Source organism: Microbacterium sp. LMX7-1.2 (genome assembly GCF_040675935.1).
Lineage (GTDB): Bacteria > Actinomycetota > Actinomycetes > Actinomycetales > Microbacteriaceae > Microbacterium.
On record NZ_JBEGIL010000001.1, the window covers coordinates 3,588,324 to 3,612,422 of the forward strand.

Annotated in this window: 23 protein-coding genes; 20 read left to right on the forward strand and 3 right to left on the reverse strand. The window is 69.0% G+C overall.

Annotated elements, in window-relative coordinates:
* The first annotated feature begins 199 nt into the window (after positions 1 to 199).
* The 4 genes from ileS to ndk are packed head-to-tail and all read left to right on the forward strand — an operon-like array spanning position 200 to position 5,757.
* Positions 200 to 3,562, forward strand: a complete 3,363-nt coding sequence (ileS, locus tag MRBLMX7_RS17610; protein ID WP_363370458.1) for an isoleucine--tRNA ligase — start codon at positions 200 to 202, stop codon at positions 3,560 to 3,562.
* The gene (locus tag MRBLMX7_RS17615; protein ID WP_363370460.1) at positions 3,559 to 4,911 is read left to right on the forward strand and encodes a bifunctional folylpolyglutamate synthase/dihydrofolate synthase; all 1,353 of its coding nucleotides are present in this window, start codon (positions 3,559 to 3,561) and stop codon (positions 4,909 to 4,911) included. Before ileS ends, MRBLMX7_RS17615 begins: the two co-directional genes overlap by 4 nt.
* The gene (locus tag MRBLMX7_RS17620; RefSeq protein ID WP_363370462.1) at positions 4,908 to 5,339 is read left to right on the forward strand and encodes a DUF4233 domain-containing protein; all 432 of its coding nucleotides are present in this window, start codon (positions 4,908 to 4,910) and stop codon (positions 5,337 to 5,339) included. The genes MRBLMX7_RS17615 and MRBLMX7_RS17620 overlap by 4 nt, the downstream gene beginning before the upstream one ends.
* Position 5,340: 1 nt before the next feature.
* Entirely contained in the window at positions 5,341 to 5,757 is a 417-nt protein-coding gene (gene ndk / locus MRBLMX7_RS17625) for a nucleoside-diphosphate kinase (protein WP_050723822.1), read from the forward strand.
* 72 nt (positions 5,758 to 5,829) lie between these two features.
* On the opposite strand, the gene MRBLMX7_RS17630 is transcribed toward ndk, so the two are convergent.
* Positions 5,830 to 6,441: a vitamin K epoxide reductase family protein gene (locus MRBLMX7_RS17630; protein ID WP_363370464.1), complete on the reverse strand. Its 612-nt coding sequence runs from the start codon at positions 6,439 to 6,441 to the stop codon at positions 5,830 to 5,832.
* Between the two features lie 293 nt (positions 6,442 to 6,734).
* On the opposite strand from MRBLMX7_RS17630, the gene MRBLMX7_RS17635 reads away from it, so the two are divergent.
* Complete coding sequence (locus MRBLMX7_RS17635; RefSeq protein ID WP_363370466.1) at positions 6,735 to 9,254, forward strand: Rne/Rng family ribonuclease; 2,520 nt, start codon at positions 6,735 to 6,737, stop codon at positions 9,252 to 9,254.
* Here MRBLMX7_RS17635 and MRBLMX7_RS17640 read toward each other — a convergent pair.
* Complete coding sequence (locus MRBLMX7_RS17640) at positions 9,216 to 9,485, reverse strand: DUF4031 domain-containing protein (protein WP_363370467.1); 270 nt, start codon at positions 9,483 to 9,485, stop codon at positions 9,216 to 9,218. The two genes, MRBLMX7_RS17635 and MRBLMX7_RS17640, sit on opposite strands and share 39 nt — an antisense overlap.
* Before the next feature lie 212 nt (positions 9,486 to 9,697).
* On the opposite strand from MRBLMX7_RS17640, the gene rplU reads away from it, so the two are divergent.
* The 11 genes from rplU to MRBLMX7_RS17695 all read left to right on the forward strand — a co-directional run bounded on the left by rplU (position 9,698) and on the right by MRBLMX7_RS17695 (position 17,531).
* Positions 9,698 to 10,006 (forward strand): 50S ribosomal protein L21, encoded by a 309-nt coding sequence (gene rplU / locus MRBLMX7_RS17645; RefSeq protein ID WP_050723826.1) that lies wholly within the window; start codon positions 9,698 to 9,700, stop codon positions 10,004 to 10,006.
* Positions 10,007 to 10,024: 18 nt separating this feature from the next.
* On the forward strand, positions 10,025 to 10,282 hold the full coding sequence (gene rpmA / locus MRBLMX7_RS17650) for a 50S ribosomal protein L27 (RefSeq protein ID WP_017202370.1): 258 nt from the start codon (positions 10,025 to 10,027) through the stop codon (positions 10,280 to 10,282).
* A gap of 74 nt (positions 10,283 to 10,356) precedes the next feature.
* Positions 10,357 to 11,859 (forward strand): GTPase ObgE, encoded by a 1,503-nt coding sequence (obgE, locus tag MRBLMX7_RS17655; RefSeq protein WP_363370469.1) that lies wholly within the window; start codon positions 10,357 to 10,359, stop codon positions 11,857 to 11,859.
* Positions 11,856 to 12,641, forward strand: coding sequence for a glutamate 5-kinase (gene proB / locus MRBLMX7_RS17660; RefSeq protein WP_363370471.1), 786 nt, complete (start codon positions 11,856 to 11,858; stop codon positions 12,639 to 12,641). Before obgE ends, proB begins: the two co-directional genes overlap by 4 nt.
* Before the next feature lie 9 nt (positions 12,642 to 12,650).
* Positions 12,651 to 13,904 carry a glutamate-5-semialdehyde dehydrogenase gene (locus MRBLMX7_RS17665; protein WP_363370473.1) on the forward strand — a complete coding sequence of 418 codons (1,254 nt, stop codon included), beginning with the start codon at positions 12,651 to 12,653 and terminating at the stop codon, positions 13,902 to 13,904.
* A 65-nt stretch (positions 13,905 to 13,969) separates the two neighbouring features.
* Complete coding sequence (locus MRBLMX7_RS17670; RefSeq protein ID WP_050723830.1) at positions 13,970 to 14,194, forward strand: hypothetical protein; 225 nt, start codon at positions 13,970 to 13,972, stop codon at positions 14,192 to 14,194.
* A 6-nt stretch (positions 14,195 to 14,200) separates the two neighbouring features.
* On the forward strand, positions 14,201 to 14,803 hold the full coding sequence (nadD, locus tag MRBLMX7_RS17675) for a nicotinate-nucleotide adenylyltransferase (protein ID WP_363370475.1): 603 nt from the start codon (positions 14,201 to 14,203) through the stop codon (positions 14,801 to 14,803).
* Positions 14,800 to 16,074: a hypothetical protein gene (locus MRBLMX7_RS17680; protein ID WP_363370477.1), complete on the forward strand. Its 1,275-nt coding sequence runs from the start codon at positions 14,800 to 14,802 to the stop codon at positions 16,072 to 16,074. The genes nadD and MRBLMX7_RS17680 overlap by 4 nt, the downstream gene beginning before the upstream one ends.
* Positions 16,074 to 16,454, forward strand: coding sequence for a ribosome silencing factor (gene rsfS, locus MRBLMX7_RS17685; RefSeq protein ID WP_363370479.1), 381 nt, complete (start codon positions 16,074 to 16,076; stop codon positions 16,452 to 16,454). Before MRBLMX7_RS17680 ends, rsfS begins: the two co-directional genes overlap by 1 nt.
* Before the next feature lies 1 nt (position 16,455).
* Positions 16,456 to 17,145 carry an SDR family oxidoreductase gene (locus MRBLMX7_RS17690; RefSeq protein WP_363370481.1) on the forward strand — a complete coding sequence of 230 codons (690 nt, stop codon included), beginning with the start codon at positions 16,456 to 16,458 and terminating at the stop codon, positions 17,143 to 17,145.
* A gap of 101 nt (positions 17,146 to 17,246) precedes the next feature.
* Complete coding sequence (locus MRBLMX7_RS17695) at positions 17,247 to 17,531, forward strand: hypothetical protein (protein WP_363370482.1); 285 nt, start codon at positions 17,247 to 17,249, stop codon at positions 17,529 to 17,531.
* A gap of 12 nt (positions 17,532 to 17,543) precedes the next feature.
* On the opposite strand, the gene MRBLMX7_RS17700 is transcribed toward MRBLMX7_RS17695, so the two are convergent.
* Positions 17,544 to 19,199: an ABC transporter ATP-binding protein gene (locus MRBLMX7_RS17700; RefSeq protein WP_363370484.1), complete on the reverse strand. Its 1,656-nt coding sequence runs from the start codon at positions 19,197 to 19,199 to the stop codon at positions 17,544 to 17,546.
* 166 nt (positions 19,200 to 19,365) lie between these two features.
* Here MRBLMX7_RS17700 and MRBLMX7_RS17705 point away from each other — a divergent pair, with 166 nt between their 5' ends.
* Genes MRBLMX7_RS17705 through MRBLMX7_RS17720 form a run of 4 tightly spaced genes read left to right on the forward strand, consistent with a single transcriptional unit; the run spans position 19,366 to position 24,090 of the window.
* A complete protein-coding gene (locus tag MRBLMX7_RS17705; RefSeq protein ID WP_050723837.1) occupies positions 19,366 to 20,574 on the forward strand; it encodes a dipeptidase in 1,209 nt (402 codons plus the stop codon).
* Positions 20,574 to 22,193, forward strand: coding sequence for an ABC transporter substrate-binding protein (locus MRBLMX7_RS17710; protein ID WP_363370486.1), 1,620 nt, complete (start codon positions 20,574 to 20,576; stop codon positions 22,191 to 22,193). Before MRBLMX7_RS17705 ends, MRBLMX7_RS17710 begins: the two co-directional genes overlap by 1 nt.
* 35 nt (positions 22,194 to 22,228) lie before the next feature.
* Positions 22,229 to 23,191 carry an ABC transporter permease gene (locus MRBLMX7_RS17715; protein WP_363370488.1) on the forward strand — a complete coding sequence of 321 codons (963 nt, stop codon included), beginning with the start codon at positions 22,229 to 22,231 and terminating at the stop codon, positions 23,189 to 23,191.
* Positions 23,188 to 24,090 (forward strand): ABC transporter permease, encoded by a 903-nt coding sequence (locus tag MRBLMX7_RS17720; RefSeq protein ID WP_363370490.1) that lies wholly within the window; start codon positions 23,188 to 23,190, stop codon positions 24,088 to 24,090. The genes MRBLMX7_RS17715 and MRBLMX7_RS17720 overlap by 4 nt, the downstream gene beginning before the upstream one ends.
* Positions 24,091 to 24,099: the final 9 nt, after the last annotated feature.

Consider the following 24,099-nt stretch of genomic DNA (forward strand, 5'->3'; position numbering starts at 1 on the left):
GGGAGCTCTCGGAAGAACGCTCCAGCCGGCCCGGTGCAGGCGGGGGCAAGTAGAACCGAGCGGGGCAGGCCCGTCACAGCCGCAGTGAGAGTGGCCCCGCCGTGAGGCGCGGCACGCGAGGTGGTACCGCGGTCCCCGGAACGACAAGCCGGACGGATCGTCCTCGCAGCAGCATCCGCCACGACTCCTGCGAGACGACATGACCTACCCGCGTTCCTCCTTCGGCCCCGCCGCCGACCAGGCTGCTTCCGTCGCCCCGAGCCCGCGCTTCCCCGAGATCGAGCAGGACGTGCTCGAGTTCTGGAAGCAGGACGACACGTTCCGCGCCTCGATCGCGCAGCGCGACGGCGCGGACGAGTGGGTCTTCTACGACGGCCCCCCGTTCGCCAACGGACTCCCGCACTACGGGCATCTGCTGACCGGCTACGCCAAGGACGTGTTCCCACGCTTCCAGACAATGCTGGGGAAGAAGGTCGACCGTGTGTTCGGCTGGGACACGCACGGTCTCCCCGCCGAGCTCGAGGCCATGAAGCAGCTCGGCATCACCGAGAAGAGCGAGATCGAGTCGATGGGCATCGACGTCTTCAACGAGAAGGCGCGCTCCTCGGTGCTGAAGTACACGCACGAGTGGCAGGACTACGTCACCCGCCAGGCCCGCTGGGTCGACTTCGAGCGCGGCTACAAGACGCTCGATCTGGGCTACATGGAGAGCGTGCTCTGGGCGTTCAAGACCCTGTACGACAAGGGTCTCGCCTACGAGGGCTACCGCGTGCTGCCGTACTGCTGGCGCGACGAGACTCCGCTGTCCGCGCACGAGCTGCGCATGGACGACGACGTGTACCAGAACCGTCAGGATCCGTCGGTGACGGTGACCTTCCCGCTCACCGGGGCGAAGGCCGAGGCGTTGGGGCTCACTGCCGTGCGCGCCCTCGCGTGGACGACCACGCCCTGGACGCTCCCGACCAACCTCGCGCTCGCCGTCGGCCCCGACATCGAGTACGTCGTCCTGCCCGCGGGTCCGAACGGCGCCGCCGACGTGCACGCCGCCGCCGGCACCACGGATGCGGTGGTCGAGGCCTCGGCGCACCGCTACCTCCTCGCCCGCGAGCTTCTCGCCGGCTACGCCAAGGACCTCGGCTACGAGAGCGCGGAGGACGCGCTCGCCGCCGTCGACCAGACCGTGCGGGGCGCAGAGCTGCAGGACGTCACCTACGACCGGCTGTTCGACTACTACGCGGACGCCGACACCTACGGCACGGAGAACGCCTGGCGCATCCTCGTCGACGACTACGTCACGGTGAGCGACGGCACCGGCATCGTGCACCAGGCGCCCGCCTACGGTGAGGACGACCAGCGCGTCGCGGGTGCGGCGGGCATCCCGACGATCCTGTCGCTCGACGACGGAGGGAAGTTCCTCCCGAACGTCACCGACGTCGCGGGGATGCTGTGGATGGATGCGAACACGCCGCTCATCCGCCTGCTGCGCGGCGAGGGCCGGCTGCTGCGCGAGCAGAGCTACGTGCACTCCTACCCGCACTGCTGGCGCTGCCGGAACCCCCTGATCTACAAGGCCGTGTCGAGCTGGTTCATCCGCGTCACCGACATCAAGGACGACATGCTCGCGAACAACGAGCAGATCACCTGGGTGCCCGAGAACGTGAAGCACGGCCAGTTCGGCAAGTGGCTCGAGGGCGCGCGCGACTGGTCGATCAGCCGCAACCGCTACTGGGGCTCGCCGATCCCGGTCTGGAAGAGCGACGACCCCGAATATCCCCGCGTCGACACCTACGGCTCGCTGGAGGAGCTGGAGCGCGACTTCGGCGCGTTGCCGCGCAATCCCGAGGGCGAGGTCGACCTGCACCGTCCGTACATCGACGACCTCACGCGTCCGAACCCGGACGACCCCACCGGGAAGAGCACGATGCGACGCATCGAGGACGTCTTCGACGTGTGGTTCGACTCCGGCTCGATGCCGTACGCGCAGGTGCACTATCCGTTCGAGAACCAGGAGTGGTTCGACTCGCACGCACCGGCCGACTTCATCGTGGAGTACATCGGTCAGACCCGCGGCTGGTTCTACGTCATGCACGTGCTGTCGACCGCGCTGTTCGACCGTCCGGCGTTCACGGGCGTGAGCTGCCACGGCATCGTGCTGGGCAGCGACGGCTACAAGATGTCGAAGTCGCTGCGCAACTACCCCGACGTCTCCGAGGTGCTCGACCGCGACGGGTCCGATGCGATGCGCTGGTTCCTCATGTCGAGCTCGGTGCTGCGCGGCGGCAACCTCGCGGTGACCGAGGAGGGCATCCGCTCCGGCGTGCGCGAGTTCCTGCTGCCGCTGTGGAACTCCTGGTACTTCTTCGCGACGTACGCGAACGCGGCGAACCCGGACGTCGAGCGGTCGTTGAGCGAGCGGAGCGAGACGACACGCGGCACGGACTCCACCGACGTGCTCGACCGCTACATCCTCGCGAGGCTCGGCGACCTCGTGCGCGAGGTGCGCGCCGACCTCGAGGGTCTCGATTCCACGACGGCATCCTCGCGTCTGCGCGACTTCGCCGAGGTGCTCACGAACTGGTACATCCGCCGCTCCCGCGACCGCTTCTGGGAGGGCACGTCCACGGAGGCGTTCGACACGCTCTACACCGTGCTCGAGACCCTGTGCCGCGTGGCCGCGCCCCTCGTTCCGCTCGTGAGCGAGCGCGTGTGGCAGGGGCTCACCGGCGGCCGGAGCGTGCACCTGCAGGACTGGCCGGATGCGGACGCCTTCCCCGCCGCGGACGACATCCGCGATGCGATGGATGCCGTGCGCGAGCTGTCCAGCGTCGGGAACGCGTTGCGCAAGAAGGAGAAGCTGCGCGTGCGCCTGCCGCTCGCGCGTCTCACCGTCGTGTCGCCGCTCGCCGACACGCTCGGCCAGTTCGAGGACATCCTCCGCGAGGAGCTCAACGTCAAGGCCGTGGAGCTCGTCGCACAGTCGGAGACGACCGCGGTCGACTACGGCATCAGCCACCGCCTGAGCGTCAACGCCCGGGCGGCAGGACCGCGCCTGGGCAAGAACGTCCAGACCGTGATCAGGGCCGCGAAGGCGGGGGACTGGTCCGAGACCGACGGCGTCGTGACGGCGGGCGGCATCGCCCTGGAGCCTTCCGAGTACGAACTGGCGTTGGAGACCTCCGGCCGTCCCGAGGGTGAGGCGCTCGCGCTCGTGCCCGGCGGCGGCTTCATGCTGCTCGACACGGCGACCACGCCGGAGCTCGAGGCGGAGGGGCTCGCGCGCGACGTGATCCGCGCCGTCCAGGAGACCCGCAAGAACGCCGGCTTCGACGTGAGCGACCGGATCCGTCTGGATCTCGTCTTCGCGGGTGGCGCCGACGCGGATGCCGTCGAAGCGGCGTTCCACGTCGCGGACATCGCGGGGGAGACCCTGGCTGTCGAGCATGGTCTGCACCGCGCCGACGTCGCTCTCGATGCGGAGTTCACGGCCGTGATCGACAAGGGCACGTACGCCAACACTGACGACTTCACGATCGGCGTCAGCAGGATCGGAGCTTCCGCATGAGCGCGCGCGACAGGGCGGATGCCGTCTACGAGACCCTCCTGGGACGGGCCGGCGAGCGCTGGGTGCAGCCGCGGAAGGAGCGCACGGCGCGCATCCTCGAGCTGCTCGACGACCCGCAGCGCACGTACCGCGTCGTGCACATCACCGGGACGAACGGCAAGACCTCGACCGCGCGCATGATCGAGAGCCTGCTACGGGCACACGGCCTGCGGACCGGACTGTTCACCAGTCCGCATCTCGAGCGTTTCACCGAGCGGATCATGGTCGACGGCGAGCCGATCGACGACGACGCGGTGGCGGATGCCTGGGACGAGATCGAGCCCTTCGTCGGCATCGTCGACGCCGAGCTCGAATCGAAGGGCGAGGAGCCGCTGACGTTCTTCGAGCTGCTCACCGTGCTCGCGTTCGTCGCGGTGGCCGACGCGCCGGTCGACGTCCTGGTGCTCGAGGTCGGCATGGGCGGCGAGTGGGACTCGACGAACACGGCCGACGGCGACGTCGCGGTGTTCGCGCCGATCGACATCGACCACGCCGACCGTCTCGGGAACACGATCGCGGAGATCTCCCAGGTCAAGGCAGGCATCATCAAGGACGGTGCCGCCGTCGTCTCGGCGCAGCAGCCCGAGGCCGCCGCCGAGGTTCTGCGTCGCGTCGCTGCCGAGCGGAACGCGACCATCGCGTTCGAGGGCACGGACTTCGGTCTCGCCGACCAGAAGCTCGCGGTGGGAGGACAGCTGCTCACGGTCCGCGGGCTCGCGGGGGAGTACGTCGAGGAGTACCTGCCGCAGTACGGCGCCCACCAGGGACACAACGCCGCCCTCGCGATCGCGGCCGTGGAGTCGCTGATCGGAGGCGCGCAGCAGCGCATCGCCGACGACATCGTGTCGGAGGGACTGCAGGGCGCGACCTCTCCGGGGCGTCTGCAGCTGCTCGGCGTCGCACCGACGGTGATCGTGGACGCCGCGCACAACCCGCACGGCGCTGCCGCACTCGTGCAGGCCATGGACGACAGCTTCGATTTCGACGAGTGGGGTGTGGTGCTCGGCATCCTCGCCGACAAGGATGCCGCGGGCATCGTCGCCCGTCTCGCGCCGGCCGCCGCACATGTGTTCGCGACGGCGCCGGACTCCGACCGGGCGAGCGACGCGGACGCGATCGCTGACCTCGTCGAGGCGACCGGCCACCGTGCGACCGTGCATCCGACCCTGGCGGAGGCCGCCGACGCCGCCCGCGAGTGGGCCGCGTCGTCCGACCGTCGCGCCGTCGTCATCGCGGGCTCGGTCGTGCTCGCGGGCGAGGCCATCACGCTCTCCGAGGAGGAGGACTGGAAGTCGGGGTGGCGCGCATGAGCGCCGACCCCACGCCCGCACGCCGCCCCCGGCCGCCGCGGACCCTCGTGCAGAAGCTCGCGCCCATCGTGCTGGGCTTCGAATCGATCGTGGTGTTCCTCGCCGGGCTCACGATCTTCGGCCTGAAGACGCTGCCCGCCGGCATCCCGCAGTGGTGGGGCATCGTCGCCGGCGGCGTCGTCGGCCTCGCGTGCATCGTCGTCGCGGGCATGATCACGAAGCCCTGGGCGATCACGGCGGGCTGGGTGATCCAGGTGGTCATCGCGCTGTCGGCGATCCTCGTCCCGGCGATCCTCCTCGTGGTCGTGATTTTCGGGGGCATGTGGGCGTATGCGACGATCATGGGGGCTCGTCTGGACGCACGACGTCCGGATGCGCCCGTGACCGAGGCTCAGACAGAGACCACGACTCAGACAGAGAGTGAATGACATGGCCACCGAAGAAACCCTCGTCCTCGTCAAGCCCGACGGCGTCGCGCGCGGCCTCACCGGCGCGATCCTCGCCCGGATCGAGGCGAAGGGCTACGCCCTCGTCGACATCCGCCTCGTCGAGCCCGATCGCGACCGCCTCGCCGCCCACTACGCCGAGCACGAGGGCAAGCCGTTCTACGAGCCGCTGCTCGAGTTCATGCTCTCCGGCCCGTCCGTGGCGATCCGCCTCGCGGGCAACCGCGTGATCGAGGGCTTCCGCTCGCTCGCCGGCACGACCGACCCGACGACCGCCGCGCCCGGCACGATCCGCGGCGACTTCGGCCGCGACTGGGGCCTCAAGGTGCAGCAGAACCTCGTGCACGGCTCCGACAGCCCCGAGTCCGCCGCCCGGGAGCTCGGTATCTGGTTCGACTGATCCTTTTCACGACGAAGCCCGCCGCACGTGCTGTGCGGCGGGCTTCGTCGTGTCGAGGCGGCGGGGCGTGGCTCAGAAGATGATGCGGGCCATCTCGCCGAGGAAGTCGAGGCCCTGCAGCTGGGCCATCATGATGATGACGGCGTAGGCGAGGACCGTCGCGAGCGGCACCCACGCCATCAGGCTGTTCGCACGCTCCTGGACCTTCTCGCTTCTCGTGAAGGTGCCGTTGCGCGTGAGATGCAGCATGGTGGCGAAGAACGTCGGGATCGTCACGGCCCAGGTGATCATGCACCAGGGGCACAGCACGAACAGGTCGTAGAGGCTCTGGCCGATCAGCCAGCACACGAAGCCGAACGCGAACGTGATGCCGGCGCCGAAGACAGCCCAGAACCACCGCGGGAAGCGCGCACCGGCGAGGATCGCGACGCCGACGATGAGCGGCGCCATCCAGCCCATGAGACCGAGCAGCGGGTTCGGGAATCCGAAGACCTCGCCCTGGGGCGAGTTCAGGTTCTTGCTGCACTGGATGAACGGGCTGATGTCGCACGACAGCGCATCCTGCGGGTTCTGCAGCAGCACGAACTTCTCGACGGTGAGCGCGAAGGCCGCGATCAGGCCGACGACCCCCGCGACGATCAACCAGACGGCGTAGACGGTGGGGCGGGTGCGCTGCTCGCTCATATGTGGATTATCACAGCGATCACTATGGATCGGGCGTGAGGCGAGCCGTGTATATCGGCTCCGCGGCTCGCGAGAGGCAGCGGATGCCGCGAACTCGTGCACTTGGTGCGATAATGGCCTGTGATGCACAGCTCGACCCCGTCGCAGCGCGCATCGACGAAGACTTCGGGGCCGTATGCCCCTCGCGACCAGAGCCGTGGGCCGGTCGCACGCCGAATGAGTTCGCGGCACCTTCGGGAGCTGCATGAGAATTCGCGGAGCACCAGGTGCACCGCGCGAGGAGTACGCCAGAGATGGCCGATGAGAACAATGACTACGACGCCCCTACCCTCGACATCGACGCGGACGCGGACGCCCCGGCGCCCGTGATCGCGGAGGCTCCCGAGGAGCCCGCCGCCGAGGAGACCCCCGCCGAGGACACCGTGGTCGCGATCGACGCGGGCCCGGGCGAGGAGCCTTCTGCCGCCGCTGACGCCGAAGCGACCGTCGAGGCCGAGGCCGAGGCCGAGGCCGCGCCTGAGGCTGCTGCCGAGAAGGCTGAAGCTGAGTCTGAGGCACCCTCCGATGCTGAGTCTGAGGCACCTGCCGAGCAGGCGGAGCCCGCCGAGAAGGCAGACCCCTCCGAGAAGGCGGAGTCGGCGGAGACGCAGGCCGAGGCACCCGAGGCGGAGACGAAGCCCGACGCGCCGGCGAAGCCCGAGCCCGTGACCGCGGTGTCGCTCGGCCTGCTGCCCGAGGTCTTCGTCTCGCAGGTGTCGACCCGTCTCGCGTTCTACGCGCCCGAGATCGTGCCGCTCCCGGCCCGCCCCGGTCGTGACCGTCGCGACGAGCGCGACCTCGACCGCGACTCCGACGAGCCGAGCAGCGGTCGCCGCGGGCGTCGTCGTCGTGGCGGATCCGACGACGGCGATCAGCGCGACGAGCCGCGCCAGCCGCGTCAGCGCGTCGTCGAGTACATCACCGAGCCCAAGGCGATCAAGGGGTCGACCCGCCTCGAGGCCAAAAAGCAGCGTCGTCGCGACGGACGGGATGCGGGGCGTCGTCGTCCCGTCGTGACCGAGGCCGAGTTCCTCGCGCGCCGCGAGTCCGTGGACCGCAAGATGGTCGTGCGTGCGAAGAACGGCCGCACGCAGATCGGCGTTCTCGAGGACGGCGTGCTGGTCGAGCACTACGTCGCCCGCAACCAGGACGCGTCGCTCATCGGCAACGTCTACCTCGGCCGGGTGCAGAACGTGCTTCCGAGCATGGAGGCCGCGTTCGTCGACATCGGCCGTGGGCGGAACGCCGTACTGTACTCCGGCGAGGTCGACTGGGACGGCGTCGAGATCGGCAACCAGCCGCGTCGCATCGAACTGGCGCTCAAGGCCGGTGACCGTGTGCTCGTGCAGGTCACCAAGGACCCGGTCGGTCACAAGGGCGCCCGTCTGACCAGTCAGATCTCGCTCCCCGGCCGCTACCTCGTGTACGTGCCCGGCGGATCCATGAACGGCATCAGCCGGAAGCTGCCGGACAACGAGCGCGCCCGTCTCAAGCGCATCCTCAAGGAGGTCCTGCCCGAGTCCTCCGGTGTGATCGTCCGCACCGCGGCCGAGGGAGCCACGGAGGAGCAGCTCACCCGCGACGTGCAGCGCCTCACCACGCAGTGGGAGCACATCCGCACGCAGGTCGAGAAGCAGCAGGCGCCCGCGCTCCTGCACGCCGAACCCGACCTCCTGGTGAAGATCGTCCGCGACGTCTTCAACGAGGACTTCACGAAGATGCTCATCCAGGGCGAGGATGCGCAGCGCACGATCCGCGCCTACCTCGAGAGCGTCGCCCCCGACCTTCTCGAGCGCGTCGAGTCCTACGAGGACGAGGTCGACCCGTTCGACGCGTTCCGCATCACGGAGCAGATCGAGAAGGCCCTCGACCGCAAGGTGTGGCTGCCCTCCGGCGGCTCTCTCGTGATCGACCGGACCGAGGCCATGACGGTCGTCGACGTCAACACCGGGAAGTTCGTCGGATCCGGCGGAAACCTCGAGGAGACCGTCACCAAGAACAACCTCGAAGCCGCTGAGGAGATCGTCCGTCAGCTGCGCCTGCGCGACATCGGCGGCATCATCGTCGTCGACTTCATCGACATGGTGCTCGAGTCGAACCGCGACCTCGTGCTGCGGCGCCTCATCGAGTGCTTGAGTCGCGATCGCACGAAGCACCAGGTCGCCGAGGTCACCTCGCTCGGTCTCGTGCAGATGACCCGCAAGAAGCTCGGTCTCGGCCTGCTCGAGACGTTCAGCGAGGCGTGCGAGGTGTGCGCGGGTCGCGGCGTCATCGTGCATCACGATCCCGTGGTCAAGCACCGCTCGAACGGCGGCGGCAACGGCAACGGAGGCTCGTCCTCGAACCGCCGTCAGCGCGGCGGCAACGGAAACGGTCAGAACCAGAACGCGGCGCCCGCCACCGGCACGACGCACAGCATCCCCGAGGGGGCCAAGTCGGCTCTCGCGCAGATCGCGGCGTCCTCGCGGCCGTCAGCGGCGGCGCAGCGAACTGCGGATGCCGCGGCGACGGCCGTCGACGAGTCCGAGGCTCCGGCAGCCCAGGAGCGCGCGAAGAAGCCGCGCAAGAAGCGCGGATCCGACCGCAAGGGTCCGAAGTCTCCGGCCGAGCAGCTGCTCGACTCGGTGCTCGACGCCCTCCCGGAGCCGAAGGCGCCGGGGCAGGGGCGAGGACGTCGTCGCGTGACGACTGCGGCGCTCACCGGTACCCCGGTGTCCGTGAACTCGGACGGTCCGTCAGCGGCGCCGGTCGCGGCCGCGGACACGGAGTCCTGAGGCGATCAGCCTCCGCACCAGCTCCTTGCCCTCGACGTGCCGTGCGCCGGCGGCGATGAGCCGCGGTACGGCGTCCTCCGGGACGTCGTAGTGGTCGAGGTCGAAGGCGCGCGCCGGCAGGTCCTGTGCGCGGGCGAAGGCGTGCAGCTCGTCCAGGCTCTCGTCGCTGACCAGGTGCGCCCACAGCCGTCCGTGCGCGGGCCAGAGGGGGTCGTCGACGAGAACGGTCATCCCGTCAGCCTACGACCGGACACACCCCCTGGCGCGTTTTGCGACACCGCTCGGCATCCGGTAAAGTAGTCCCTTGGTGCGCATGCCGCGTCGGCCCCGACGGTCGGTGCGGAGAGTCTTGCGTTCGCACCCGTCGCCCTGCGACGCATGCAAGCAACAGTCTTCCCGTGAGATTCTCGGAGCTCCGCGCTCCCCAACGAAACAGGTATGAAGTGGTTTACGCAGTAGTGCGCGCCGGTGGGCGGCAGGAGAAGGTCGAGGTCGGCACGATCGTTCAGCTCGACCGTGTTCAGGCTGCTCAGGGCGAGAAGATCGAGCTGGCCGCGGTGCTGCTCGTCGACGGCGCCACGGTGACCACCGACGCTGACAAGCTCGCGAAGGTCAAGGTCACGGCAGAGGTGCTCGGCAACCTCCGCGGCCCGAAGATCGTCATCCAGAAGTACAAGAACAAGACCGGCTACAAGAAGCGCCAGGGCCACCGTCAGGAGCTCACGCGCGTCAAGATCACCGGCATCAAGTAAGACCGAGGAGACCAGGACATGGCACACAAAAAGGGCGCAAGCTCCACCCGCAACGGTCGTGACTCCAACGCACAGCGACTGGGCGTCAAGCGCTTCGGCGGTCAGCAGGTCCTCGCCGGCGAGATCATCGTCCGTCAGCGCGGCACGCACTTCCACCCCGGCGTGAACGTCGGCCGCGGTGGCGACGACACGCTGTTCGCTCTGGCCGCCGGTGCGGTCGAGTTCGGCGCGAAGGGCGGCCGCAAGGTCGTCAACATCGTCGCCGCTGCCGAGTGATCACAGCGCGACGCTAGACATCCGAATCGGGGCGGGCTTCGGCCCGCCCCGATTCTCTTTGCAAGGAGAGAGACATGGTCACCTTCGTCGACACCGTGACGCTGCATCTGCGGGCGGGCAAGGGCGGCAACGGCTGTGTCTCGGTCCACCGCGAGAAGTTCAAGCCCCTCGGCGGTCCTGACGGCGGCAACGGCGGCGACGGCGGCGACATCGTCCTGGTCGCCGACTCCCAGACCGGCACGCTCCTGTCGTACCACCACTCGCCCCACCGCAACTCCGGCAACGGCGGACCGGGCATGGGCGACCACCGCGCCGGCTTCATGGGCGAGGACCTCGTGCTCCCCGTCCCGGTAGGCACCGTGGTGAAGAACCCCGCGGGCGAGGTGCTGATCGACATGATCGAGCCCGGTGAGCGCTTCGTCGTCGCTCAGGGCGGTCAGGGCGGTCTCGGCAACGCCGCGCTCGCGACGCCGAAGCGCAAGGCCCCCGGCTTCGCCCTTCTCGGCACGCCCGGCGCCGAGGGCGACGTCGTGCTCGAGCTCAAGACGGTCGCCGACGTCGCCCTCGTCGGGTACCCCTCCGCCGGGAAGTCGAGCCTGATCGGTGCGATCTCGGCCGCTCGGCCCAAGATCGCCGACTACCCGTTCACGACGCTCCACCCCAACCTCGGGGTCGTGCAGCAGGGTGACTTCCGCTACACCGTCGCTGACGTTCCCGGCCTCATCGAGGGTGCGAGCGAGGGTCGAGGGCTCGGACTCGAGTTCCTTCGCCACGTCGAGCGCTGCTCCGCGCTGCTGCACGTGCTCGACTGCGCGACGCTCGAACCGGGACGGGACCCGATCTCCGACCTCGATGTGATCCTCGCGGAGCTCGCCGCCTACGAGGTGCCCGAGGGGCAGACACCGCTCCTGGAGCGTCCGCAGCTCGTCGCGCTCAACAAGATCGACGTGCCGGAGGCACGCGACCTCGCAGATCTCGTGCGGCCCGATCTGGAAGCCCGCGGATTCCGCGTCTTCGACATCTCCACGGTGTCGCACGAGGGCCTCCGTCCGCTGACCTTCGCGCTGGGCGAGATCGTCGAGAGGCACCGTGCGGAGCAGGCCGCGGCTGAGCCGGTGCGCGAGCGCGTCGTCATCCGTCCGAAGGGGTCGAAGAAGGACTTCACGATCCGCGTCGAGGGCGGCACCTACGGCAACGTCTACCGCATCATCGGCGAGAAGCCGGTGCGGTGGGTGCAGCAGACCGACTTCCAGAACGAGGAGGCCGTCGGGTTCCTCGCCGACCGCCTCGAGAAGCTCGGCGTCGAGGACGAGCTATTCCGCCTCGGTGCGGTGCAGGGATCGACCGTCGTGATCGGCGAGGGCGACAGCATCGTCTTCGACTGGGAGCCCACCATGTCGTCGGCCGCCGAGCTCATGACGGCGCCGCGCGGCACCGACCCCCGCCTCGCCCCGAACTCGCGCCGCACCACCTCGGAGCGTCGCGAGCAGTACTACGAGCGCATGGACGCCAAGGCCGAGGCGCGCGCCGCAGCAGAGGAGCGCCGCCTGGCCACCCGCGGCGAGGACGGGGAGTGACCGCCCGCACGCGCGCGGACCTCGCGACCGCCTCGCGCATCGTCGTCAAGGTGGGGTCGTCGTCGATCAGCGGAGAGTCCTCGTGGCGGATCCCCATGATCGTGCACGCCCTCGCGACGGCTCACGGCCGCGGCACCGAGGTGATCCTGGTGTCCTCCGGCGCGATCGCGACCGGCATCCCGTTCCTTCAGCTCGACGCGCGCCCCACGGATCTCGCGACGCAGCAGGCGGCGGCGGCCGTCGGCCAGAACATCCTCGTCTTCCGCTACCAGGAGGCGCTCCGCCCGTTCGGGATCGTGGCGGGTCAGGTGCTGCTCACGACCGGGGACCTCGAGAACCCGACGTCGCGCAGCAACGCGCGGCGTGCCATGGAGCGCCTGCTCGGTCTGCGCGTGCTGCCCATCGTCAACGAGAACGACACGGTCGCCACGCAGGAGATCCGGTTCGGCGACAACGACCGACTCGGCGCGCTCGTCGCACAGCTCACGAACGCGGACGCCCTGGTGCTGCTCAGCGACATCGAGTCGCTCTACACGCGGCCTCCGTCCGACCCCGCCGCCGAGCCCCTCGACGTGATCGAGCCCGATGCCGATCTCTCCGGGCTCGAGTTCGGCTCGACCGTCGTGAACAGCGTCGGCACCGGGGGAGCGGCCACCAAGGTCTCGGCCGCGCGTCTCGCCGCCGCATCCGGCATCGGCGTGCTCGTCACGAGCGCCGATCTCGTCGGACGGGCCCTCGCGGGCGAGGAAATAGGGACCTGGTTCGCTCCCGCGCACTCCTAGACTGGGCGGATGACCGACCAGACCCCGCAGGTGCGCCTGGAGCGCGCCAAGGAGGCCTCGCGTGCCACCGCCGCGCTCACCAGCGATGACAAGGAGCGCGCACTCGAGGCCATCGCCGCGGCCCTCGAGCAGAGTGCAGCCCGGATCATCGAGGCGAACGCCCTCGACATCGAGCGCGGACGCGCCGACGGCATCGGCGACTCGCTCATCGACCGTCTGCGCCTCGACGAGAAGCGCGTCGCCGCTCTGGCCGCCGCGGTGCGGGAGGTCGCGGCGCTGGCCGACCCGGTGGGTCGCGTGGTCGGCGGGCATCGGATGCCGAACGGCGTCGCTCTCGAGCAGGTGCGTGTCCCGTTCGGGGTGGTGGGTGCGATCTACGAGGCCCGTCCGAACGTCACGGTCGACATCGCGGCTCTGGCCCTGCGCTCCGGCAACGCCGTCGTTCTGCGCGGCGGGAGTGCGGCGCGCGACTCGAACACCGTGCTCGTCGAGGTCATGCGCGACGCCCTCGCCGGAGCCGGCATCACGCCCGAGGCGATCCAGACGGTGGACGACTTCGGACGCGACGGCGCCAAGGCGCTCATGCACGGACGTGGTCTGATCGACGTGCTCGTGCCGCGCGGCAGCGCCGGACTGATCGAGACGGTCGTGACGGAATCGACCGTGCCCGTCATCGAGACCGGCGCCGGCAACGTGCACATCGTGCTCGACGAGAGCGCGCCCGACGACTGGGCTCGCGACATCGTCGTGAACGCGAAGGTGCAGCGCCCCAGCGTCTGCAACGCGGTCGAGACCGTGCTCGTGCTGCGCCAGGCGGCACCGCGCCTCATCCCGCTCGTGGCCAGCGCCCTGCAGAGCGAGGGCGTGGCAATCCACGGCGACGACATCACCGCCGGGCTGGTCTCGAACGTGATCCCGGCCACCGAAGAGGACTGGGCCACCGAGTACCTGAGCCTCGACATCGCGATGAAGGTCGTCGACACGCTCGACGACGCCCTCGACCACATCCGTCGCTACAGCACGGGACACACCGAGTCGATCGTGACGACCGACTCTCGCAACGCCGAGCGGTTCCTGGCCGAGGTCGACTCCGCCGTCGTCATGGCGAACGCGTCGACGCGGTTCACCGACGGCGGCGAGTTCGGGTTCGGTGCGGAGGTCGGCATCTCGACCCAGAAGCTCCACACCCGGGGCCCGATGGGGCTTTCCGAGCTGACCAGCACGAAGTGGCTCGCGCGTGGAGCGGGGCAGACCCGCGGCTGAGGGCTAGACTAGGGGGCGCTGAGGCGCCCGAGCGCCACGCCCGCCAGCCACGAAACGGAGCAAGGATGAATCTCGTCGCACAGATCGCGATGGCCGCCGCAGAGACCGAGCACCACGGCAACGTGCAGCTCGAGACGCTGATCTTCGGTGCCGTCGCCGCGATCGTGTTCGCCTTCCTCGCGCTCGTGACCCTGTCGTACAAGAACGTCGCGAACCGTCACTCGGCCAAGGCCGAGGCCTGGGCCGAGAAGCACGGCAAGCACGGACACGAGGCGGGACACGGCCACTAGGCCCGTATGAACGACACGACCTCGCGCCCCGCGCGCATCGGTGTGATGGGCGGCACGTTCGACCCCATCCACCACGGCCACCTGGTCGCCGCGAGCGAGGTCGCGCACTCCTTCGATCTCGACGAGGTCGTCTTCGTCCCCACCGGACACCCGTGGCAGAAGTCCGACGTCACCCCCAGCGAGCACCGCTACCTCATGACGGTGATCGCGACGGCATCCAACCCGCAGTTCACGGTCAGCCGGGTCGACATCGACCGTGAAGGCCCGACCTACACGATCGACACGCTCCGCGATCTGAAGCGAGCGCGGCCCGACGCGGAGCTCTTCTTCATCACGGGTGCCGATGCCGTGGCGCAAATTCTCAGTTGGAGGGACCATGATGAGTTGTGGGAGTTGGCCCACTTCGTCGCGGTCTCACGTCCAGGACACGTCCTGAGCACGGACGGCCTCCCGAGTGACGACGTCAGTCAGCTGGAGGTTCCTGCGCTGTCGATCTCGTCGACGGCCTGCCGTGAGCGGGTTCACGACGATCAACCGGTGTGGTACCTCGTCCCCGACGGAGTCGTTCAATACATCGCGAAGCATCATCTGTATCGGAGCAAGGCATGAGTACATCGGATCAGAACGAGCAGGGTCCGCTGACACGCAAGCAGCTGCGGGAGATCCGGCTGACCGGATCGACGCCGGTCATCACACCCGACGAGGCCGCCGAGGCCGCAGCCTCTTCGACGACCACACCCGCCCCGCCCGCACCGCGTCCTGCCGCGCCCGCGGATATCCCTCCCGCTCCCGTCGAGATCACTGCCAACGACGGGCGACTCACGCGTCGACAGATGCGTGAACGCGACCGTGCCGCCACGGCATCCGTCCCTGTCGTCGGGGAGGACGCGTCCGCTGAGGACCAGGCTCCCGAGGAGGAGGCGTCCGGGCAGACTCCCGCCGAGGAGCAGACTCCCGCCCAGGGCTCGGCGCTCGTCACAGGCATTCCGGCGTTCGCGCCCCCGGTCTCGCAGCCGGCGCCCGCAGAGGACAGCACGCCCGATGCCCCTGTCGTCGACGCGCAGCGGCCTGCGGCGGACGACGACTCCGAGGCGGACCAGGAGATCGTGCTCGCCCCGGTGAGCGCTGCGTCGAGCGTCGACTCGGTCGGCGAGGTGCCGATCGCACCGTTCGTGGACGAATCCCGCGAAGCTCAGGAACCCGGCGAGGCTCCGGCGGACCAGGCCCAGGCGGACGACGACGAGGATCCCGTCGCGGCGGTCGCCGCTCTGGGCATCGAGGTCGAGACTCCGGCCGACCCGGAACCCGACGACGCGGACGACGTGCTCGCCGACGTCGCGGACGCCGAGGACGTCGACCTCAGCGAGGGTGAGCGCCCGACCGTGAACTCCGCCTTCGGACAGGGCGTGCTCGCCGACGCCGCACCCGAGCCGCAGAAGCCGTTCGCCCCGTCGTTCGACGAGCTGCTCACCGTCGGCGACTCGACGGGCTCGCACCGTGCGGGCAACACCCTGATCTTCACGCCGGGTCCCGGCGAGGGATCCCTGTCGGGCCCCGTGGCCTCGACCGGTGAGATCCTCGTCACCGGCTCGTACGAACTGCCGAAGGGGCTGGGCTCGCGCGGCCACGCCGACGGCACGACCGACGGCAAGGAGGTGGACGCCGTGCTCATCGACGGCGAACTGCCCCCGGCATCGTCTCCCACGCCGATCGCCGCCAGCTCGGCGATCAGCACCATCAAGCCCGCCGGCGAGGTCATCCGTCCTCCTGCCCCTGAGAAGGGCAACCGGCTCATGATCATCCTCGCGATCGTGGCGGGTGGTCTCGCCCTCGCGGTCGGGGTCGCCGTCGTGATCGCCATCACCACGAATGTCTTCTGATGCAGTCACCTGAAACCGCCGTCCAGATGCTGCAGCTCGCAGCCGACGCCGCCGTCTCGAAGGGCGGCGAGGATCTCGTCGCCCTGAACGTCTCCGAGCCGCTGCCGCTCGTCGACATCTTCCTCCTCGTCACCGGGAACAGCGAGCGCAACGTCGCCGCTATCGCCGACGAGGTCGAGGACCGGCTGATCGAGGCCGGACACAAGCGCGTGCGTCGCGAGGGCCGCGCGGAGGCGCGCTGGGTGCTCCTGGACTTCGGCGACCTGATCGTGCACGTGTTCCACCAGGAGGAGCGGGTCTACTACGGCCTGGAGCGCCTCTGGAAGGACTGCCCGGTCGTTCCGTTCGAGCTCGCCGAGCCCACCGCCGACCGCGCCTGACATGCGCACGCACCTGATCACGGGCGCAGGATCCGGGATCGGCGCCGTCGTCGCACGCCGTCTCCAGGAGCGCGGCGACAGCGTCGTACTGCTCGCGCGCGACGCCGGGCGGGCTCGCGAGATCGCGGCCCAGCATCCCGGCGCGACGACCCTGGTGGGCGACCTCGCCCAGCCCGGTCGCCTGTCGTGGGCACTGTCGAAGCAGGCTCTTCCTGAGCGCATCGACTCGATCGTGCACGTGGCCGGTGTCGTCGACCTCGGGGCCGTCGCGGACCTGCCTGCGACCCTCTGGGAGCAGCAGCTCGCAGTCAACCTCGTGGGTCCCGCCGAGCTGACTCGACTCCTGCTGCCGCTGCTGCGCGTCGCTCGCGGCCGCATCGTGTTCGTGAACTCGGGCGCCGGCCTGCACGCGCACGCCGGCTGGTCGGCCTATGCGGCGTCGAAGCACGGGCTGCGCGCCCTGGCCGACTCGCTGCGGGCCGAGGAGGCGGAGTATGGCGTGCGCGTCACCTCGGTGTACCCGGGACGCACCGCGACCCCCATGCAGGAGCGCGTGCACCAACAGGAGGGACGCGACTACGACCCGTCCCGCTTCATCGCGCCGGAGTCCGTTGCGACGACCATCCTCACCGCGCTCGACCTTCCGGACGACGCCGCGCTGACCGATCTCACGATCCGTCCCGCGCGCTGAGTCGAGGCCGCACAGGACGACCGGGGTGTCAAGGGGCTATGCCGAGGCCCACGATCCCGAGATGATCTCTCCCAGGGGAGAGAGTCTTGGAGGACCGTCACATGCCCGGAGATCCGGAGCCACGATACGTACTCAACCGCATCACTCCGACCGAGTGGGTGATCAACGACCAGCGGTACCCCGAGAACGACCCACGGCATCTCGTCGCGTGCGTGTACGAGTACGCGGAGACCGAGGTCGAGGTGGTGTGGCTGCGGGACCTCCCGCTCGCCATCCGCTACTCCGACGCGTACCAGGTGCTGGAGGACGTCTCGCGCATGCAGGACTCGAGTCGTGCGACGCGTCCGATCGCGATCCCGCACCTTCCGCCGCTGCTCGCGACCTGAGCGCGCCCTCGCTCAGGCGCTGAGACGCGTGCGCCGAGCCAGCATGCCCCGGTCGGCGCGCGTCTGCGGAGGGATCGCCGACAGCAGCGACTTCGTGTACGGATGCTCGGGCGTGCGGTACACGGCTTCGGTGTCGCCGACCTCGACCATGTCGCCGAGGTACATGACCGCCACGCGGTCCGCGATGTGCCGGACGAGCGACAGATCGTGCGCGATGAAGACGATGGACATGCCGAGCCGCTCGCGCAGATCGCAGAGCAGGTCGATGATCTGTGCGCGGATCGACACGTCGAGCGCCGAGACCGGCTCGTCGCACACCAGGACGTCAGGGTCGAGCGCGAGGGCACGGGCGATCCCGATGCGCTGCCGCTGACCCCCGGAGAACTGGTGGGGGAACCGGGAGGCCATGTCGGGGGAGAGCCCGACGAGCTCCAGCAGCTCGGCGACGCGATCGCGTCGGCTCGAGGGCGATCCGGAACGCGTCGCGGCGAGAGGCTCCGAGATGATCTGCTGGACGGTCATGCGCGGGTTGAGTGACATGTAGGGGTCTTGGAAGACCATCTGCACTCCGCGACGCAGGACCTTGCGGTCTGCGAGGCGTCCGCGTGTCACGTCCTGGTCGCGATACGTGAGCGTTCCGGCATCGGGGGAGTCCAGCCCCACCAGCATCCGCGCGAGAGTCGACTTGCCGCTGCCGGATTCTCCGACGATCGCGAGGATCTCGCCCGGGCGGAGGCTGAGGTCGACGCCGGCCACCGCGGCCACGCGATGCGCACGACGTCCGCTGCCGGAGCGGAACGTGCGCTCGACGTCCGCGGCCTGCAGGATCGGCGCGGCGCCGTCGTCGGTGACGGCCGCGCTCACGTCCTTCGGCATGGAATGCAGGAGCTGCTGCGTGTACGGATGCTGCGGCGCGGTCAGCACCTCGTCGGCGCTGCCGGATTCCACGATGCGCCCCGTGCGCATCACGGCGACGCGGTCGGCGACCTCCATCACGACGCCGAGGTCGTGGGTGATGAGGAGGATCCCCATGCCCAGCCGGTCGCGGAGGGAGAGCAGCAGGTCGAGGATCTGCGCCTGCACGGTGACGTCGAGCGCCGTGGTGGGCTCGTCGGCGATGATGAGGTCGGGGTCGAGCGCGATCGCCATGGCGATGAGGATGCGCTGCCGCTGGCCACCCGAGAACTGGTGCGGGTAATCGTGCACGCGCTTCTCGGGGGACGGGATGCCCACGAGCGTCAGCAGCTCCACGGCGCGCGCCCGCGCATCGCGCCGGGTGATGCGGCGATGCGCGCGCAGCAGGTCGATGATCTGGTCGCCGATGCTGAGCACGGGGTTGAGTGCCGAGAGCGCATCCTGCATCACGAGGCTCACGGTGACCCCTCGCAGCCGTCGGTGCTGTTCGGGGGAGATCGACAGCAGGTCTGCGGCTCCGAGACGCAGTGTCGTCGCCGCGACCTCTCCGTCCTCGATGAGGCCCATGATCGCCCGTGCGGTCATGGACTTGCCCGAGCCCGACTCGCCGAGCAGCGCGAAGACCTCGCCGCGGCGCACCGAGAGGTCGATGTCGTCGACGACGCGCGTCGAGCCGGCGTCGCCGTTCAGGGTGACGGTGAGGCCACGGACGTCGAGGACGGGGCCGCTTTCTGATCCGGTCGTGTTCTCCATGGAGCCATCATGCCAGCACTTTGGCTCTGAAATGTTTCGAACAGGAAACATCTCTGCCGAATTTTCGCAAAAGAGTTGACATGGGCGCCGAAATCGTCGAGATTCGAGAAATCTCCCCTGGATGGATGGGAGAGGCACCCGCACACCGAACCGAAGGAGCGCATCCGTGCTCGAACCAGCAGACCGCTACACCGGCTACACCGCCTACGACTACCTCGAGGCGGGCAAGGACTACCGGGAGTTCCGCTACGCGGCGCAGATCGGCCGCGTCCCCGCCTACGAAGGGCTCGATCTCAGCGACACGCAGAAGGAGCGCACCGAACGCCTGCTGCGTGAGGAGACCGTGATCTCCCTGCACGAGCACGTCCAGGTCTTCCCCGAGGACATGGGCGAGCTGCGCGACCACATCCGCCAGGGCCGCGAACCCACCGGCTACCAGGGCCTCGCGCGCTCGGGCCTCACCGCGGTGTTCGACAACGGCATGGACGGCACCTGCTGCATCTCGAGCGACGCGGGCTGGAAGTATCAGGATGTGCTCTTCGACCTCGGCGTCCGCATGGCCGACCTCGCCCACCAGGACTTCGTGATCAAGGCGGAGTCCATCAAGGACATCCGGCACGCCGCCGAGACGGGCCGCGTCGCCCACATCTTCGCGCTCGAGGCATCGACCATGATCGAGAACGAGGTCGACCGGCTCGACGTGCTCTACGGGTTCGGGGTCCGCCAGATGGGCATCGCCTACTCCGAGGCCAACATGCTCGGCGGCGGGCTCAAGGAGCGCGGCGACGGCGGCCTCACCTACTTCGGCGAGCGCGCGGTCGAGCGCATGAACAAGCTGGGTATCGCGATCGACATCTCGCACTCCGGCGACCAGACGTGCCTCGACGTCATCGCGCACTCGAAGGTGCCCGTGTTCATCACGCACGCCGGCGCTCGGGGCCTGTGGCCCACGAACCGCATGAAGACGGACGAGACGATCATCCAGTGCGCGAAGCGCGGCGGCGTCATCGGCATCGAGGCTGCACCGCACACGACCATCTCGCCCCAGCATCCCAAGCACTCGCTGGAATCGGTCATGGACCACTTCCAGTACTGCGTCGACCTCGTCGGACTCGAGCACGTCAGCTTCGGCCCGGACACCCTGTTCGGCGACCACGTGGGCCTGCACGACGCGTTCTCGTCGAACCTGTCGCTCGGGCAGGCGCACGCCAACGTGGAGTACGAGAAGCAGCCGTACGTCGATGGGATCGAGAACCCCGCCGAGGCGTTCTACAACATCATCGGCTGGCTCGTGAAGCACGACTACTCCGACGACGAGATCCGCGCGGTCGTCGGCGGCAACACCATGCGCGTCCTCGAGGAGGTTTGGGTCTGATGAAGCACAGCAAGTTCCTCGCGCTCGGCGCGGCCGCGGCTCTCGCCGTCGGTCTCGCCGCGTGCGCACCGACGGCGCCGGAACCGGGAGAGTCCTCCGGGACGACCGGTCCGAGCGACGAGACTCTCAGCATCGGCACGACGACCGACGTCGTGAACTTCAACCCGGTGCTCGGCAACAGCCGCACGGACTCCTGGATCACGAACCTCATGTACCCCCACCTGCTGAGCATCAGCGACGACGGCACCAAGGAGGAGCACGTCGCCACCGACTGGGGCTACGTGGACGACACCACGGGGTTCTACGAGATCCGCGACGACCTGACCTGGAGCGACGGCGAGCCGCTCACCGCCGAGGACGTGGCCTGGACGCTCAACGCGGTCAAGCGCGACCAGGCGCCCGGCACCTTCTACGGGCAGCTCGGCAACCTCGAGACCGCGACCGCGGTTTCGGACACCCGCGTCGAGCTCACGCTGACGCAGCCGGACTCGTCGATCATCGACGAGATCGGCTTCTGGGGAGTCGTGGTCCCGCAGCACGTCTTCGAGCCGCAGGGCTCCATCGCCGAGTTCGCGAACGACGGGAGCGCGGGCGGATGGGTCGGGATGGGCCCGTTCATCCTCGAGGACTTCCAGGTCGGGCAGCACTACACGCTGAAGCGCGTGGAGGACTACCCGCTCGTCGAGGGAGGCGTCCCCGGTCCCGCCGAGGTCGTCTACCGCGTGTACCCCGACGTGAACACCGAGATCCTCGCGCTGCAGAGCGGCGAGATCGACGTGATCGCGAACGCCCTGCCGCCCGCGCAGGTCGACCAGCTCAGCAACGCCTCCGGCCTGCAGGTCATCGAGGCCGCCGGTCTCGGCTACGCGCACCTCGTCTACAACATGGAGAAGCCCGACCTCGCGAAGACCGAGGTGCGGCAGGCGCTCGCCCACGCGGTCGACTATGAGGCGATCCGCACGGTCGTGCTGCAGGGACAGGCCGTCTCGACCGGTTCGAGCGCTCTCATGCCGGTGCTGGCCAAGTACTACGACGACTCGGTCACGGAGTACGAGTTCGACACCGACAAGGCCCGCGAGCTCATGGAGGAAGCCGGGTACACGGCAGGCGCCGACGGGATGTTCCCGATCTCCTTCCGACTGATCTACTCGCTGCAGGACAGCGTGACCAGCCAATGGGCACAGCTCGTCAAGGACAGCGCCGCCGAGGCGGGCATCACGATCGAGCTGCAGGGCACCGAGCGCAACACGTACCTGTCGATGACCAACGCGGGCGACTACGACATCTACGCCGGCAACTTCGCGATCATGGACGACCCCGTGACGAACTTCGCCCTGTCGTACCTGCCCGGGGGAGCGATCAACTACACCCACGTCGACGACCCCGAGCTGAACGCCCTGATCGAGGAGGGCATGGTCACGTTCGACGAGGACGACAAGATCTCGATCATGCGCGAGGCGAACAAGATCGTGCACGAGCAGGTCTACGACAACATCATGTACACGCAGAACCTGTTCTTCGCCGCCAGCGACGAATGGGCCGGCTTCATCTCGAAGCCGAGCGAGCTGCTCTCGATCGTGAACCCGCTCTCGCTCGCGAGCGCGCACCCGGTCGAGTAAACCCGCCGTAGGAAATCTCGAGGAAGGTCGCCCGGGTGTCCCGAGCATCGTTCATTCTCCGTCGCGCAGGGCGAGGCCTGCTCACGATCTGGTTCGCCGTGACCGTGACGTTCCTGCTCCTCCGCCTGCTCCCCGGAGACCCCGCTCTCGCGTTGGCGAGTCCGAACATGACCGACGCCATCCGGGCGACCATCCTCGAGCAGTACGGGCTGGATCAGCCCCTGATCGTCCAGTACGGGCTGTACATGTGGCAGCTCGTGCAGGGCAACCTCGGCATCTCGTTCACGCAGTCGATCCCCGTGATGGACGTGCTGCTGCAGCGGCTCCCGTGGACGCTGCTGCTCACGGTCACGGCACTCGTGCTGACGATCCTGATCGGCATCCCCCTCGGTGTGGCCGCGGCCTCGCACAAGGGACGGTTCATCGACCGCGCCGTGCAGATCCTGGGCGTCACCGGTCAGTCGCTGTTCGTGCCGAGCGTCGCGATCCTGCTGCTGTTCGTGTTCGGCCTCAACCTGGGCTGGTTCCCGATCGGCGGGGCGTACACGAACAACACCTACGGCATGGAGTGGTACCTCAGCGTCGCGCAGCATCTCGTGCTGCCGGCCGTGTCGCTCATGCTCATCCAGGTGGGCTCGTACGTTCTCACGATGCGCTCGACCCTCATCGAGACGCTCAGCGAGGACTACATCCTGCTCGCCAAGGCCAACGGGCTCCGCGGCCGGCGCATCCTCTGGAAGCATGCGCTGCGCAACGCCCTCCTCCCCACCACGACCCTGATCGGCCTGCAGCTGGGCTTCCTGGTCGGCGGCGCGGTGCTCACCGAGACCGTGTTCGCCTATCCCGGAATCGGACGCGGCATCTACGAAGCCGTGACTCAGCTCGACTTCCCCGTCCTGCAGGGCGCGTTCCTGATGCTCGCCCTCACGGTCGTGGTCGCGAACACCCTCACCGACATCGTCTACGGCTACCTCGACCCGAGAGTGAAGACGTCATGACCGCACCTCTCCTGCCCTCCGCCGAGGGAGCACCCCTCACAGAACCCGCCGCCGTCGGCAGCGAGCGCGCGAGCGCGCACACGTGGCGGGCGTTCCGCCGCGACCCGCTCGGCATGATCTCCCTGGGTCTGCTCATCCTGCTCGTGGTGATCGCGCTCGCGGCGCCGCTCATCGCCCCGTACCCCGCGAGCTACGGCCCTGACGTCCTGCGTCCGCCCGGGGGCGAGCACTGGTTCGGCACCGACGCACTCGGCCGCGACGTGTTCTCCGAGGTGATCTGGGGCACGCAGCAGAGCGTGCTGGTCGCCGTCGCGGCATCCGTCATCGCCATCGTGTTCGGCACGATCATCGCGGTGATCGGCGCCTACTTCCGCCGGCTCGACAGCATCATCAGCGTGATCGTCGACATGACGCTGTCGCTGCCCGTGCTGCCGCTGATGATCCTCATCGCGGCGCTCGTGGGGCCGAGCACGAGCACCATCATCTTCGTGGTCGCGGCGTTCTCGTGGCCCGAGGTCACCAGGCTCGTGCGGTCGCAGGCTCTCACCGTGGTCGGTCTGCCGTACGTCGACGCCTCGCGCCTCATGACGACCTCGCCGTTCTGGATCATCACGCGCCACGTACTGCCCGCGGTCACGCCGGTCGTCGTGGTCTCGGTCGTGGTCACGGCCTCGCGCGCGGTGCTGTCGGCCGCGGGCCTCGCGTTCCTCGGACTCGGCGACCCGACCACCTGGTCGTGGGGCCGCATCCTGTACGAGGCCCAGCAGGCGGGGGCGATGGTGAGCGCCTGGTGGCTCACGCTCTTCCCGTCGATCGCGATCCTCGTCCTCGTGCTGTCGGCCACACTGCTCTCGATCGCCTACAACGACGCCCGCAACCCGCGGCACCTCAAGCGATGAAGGGAACCA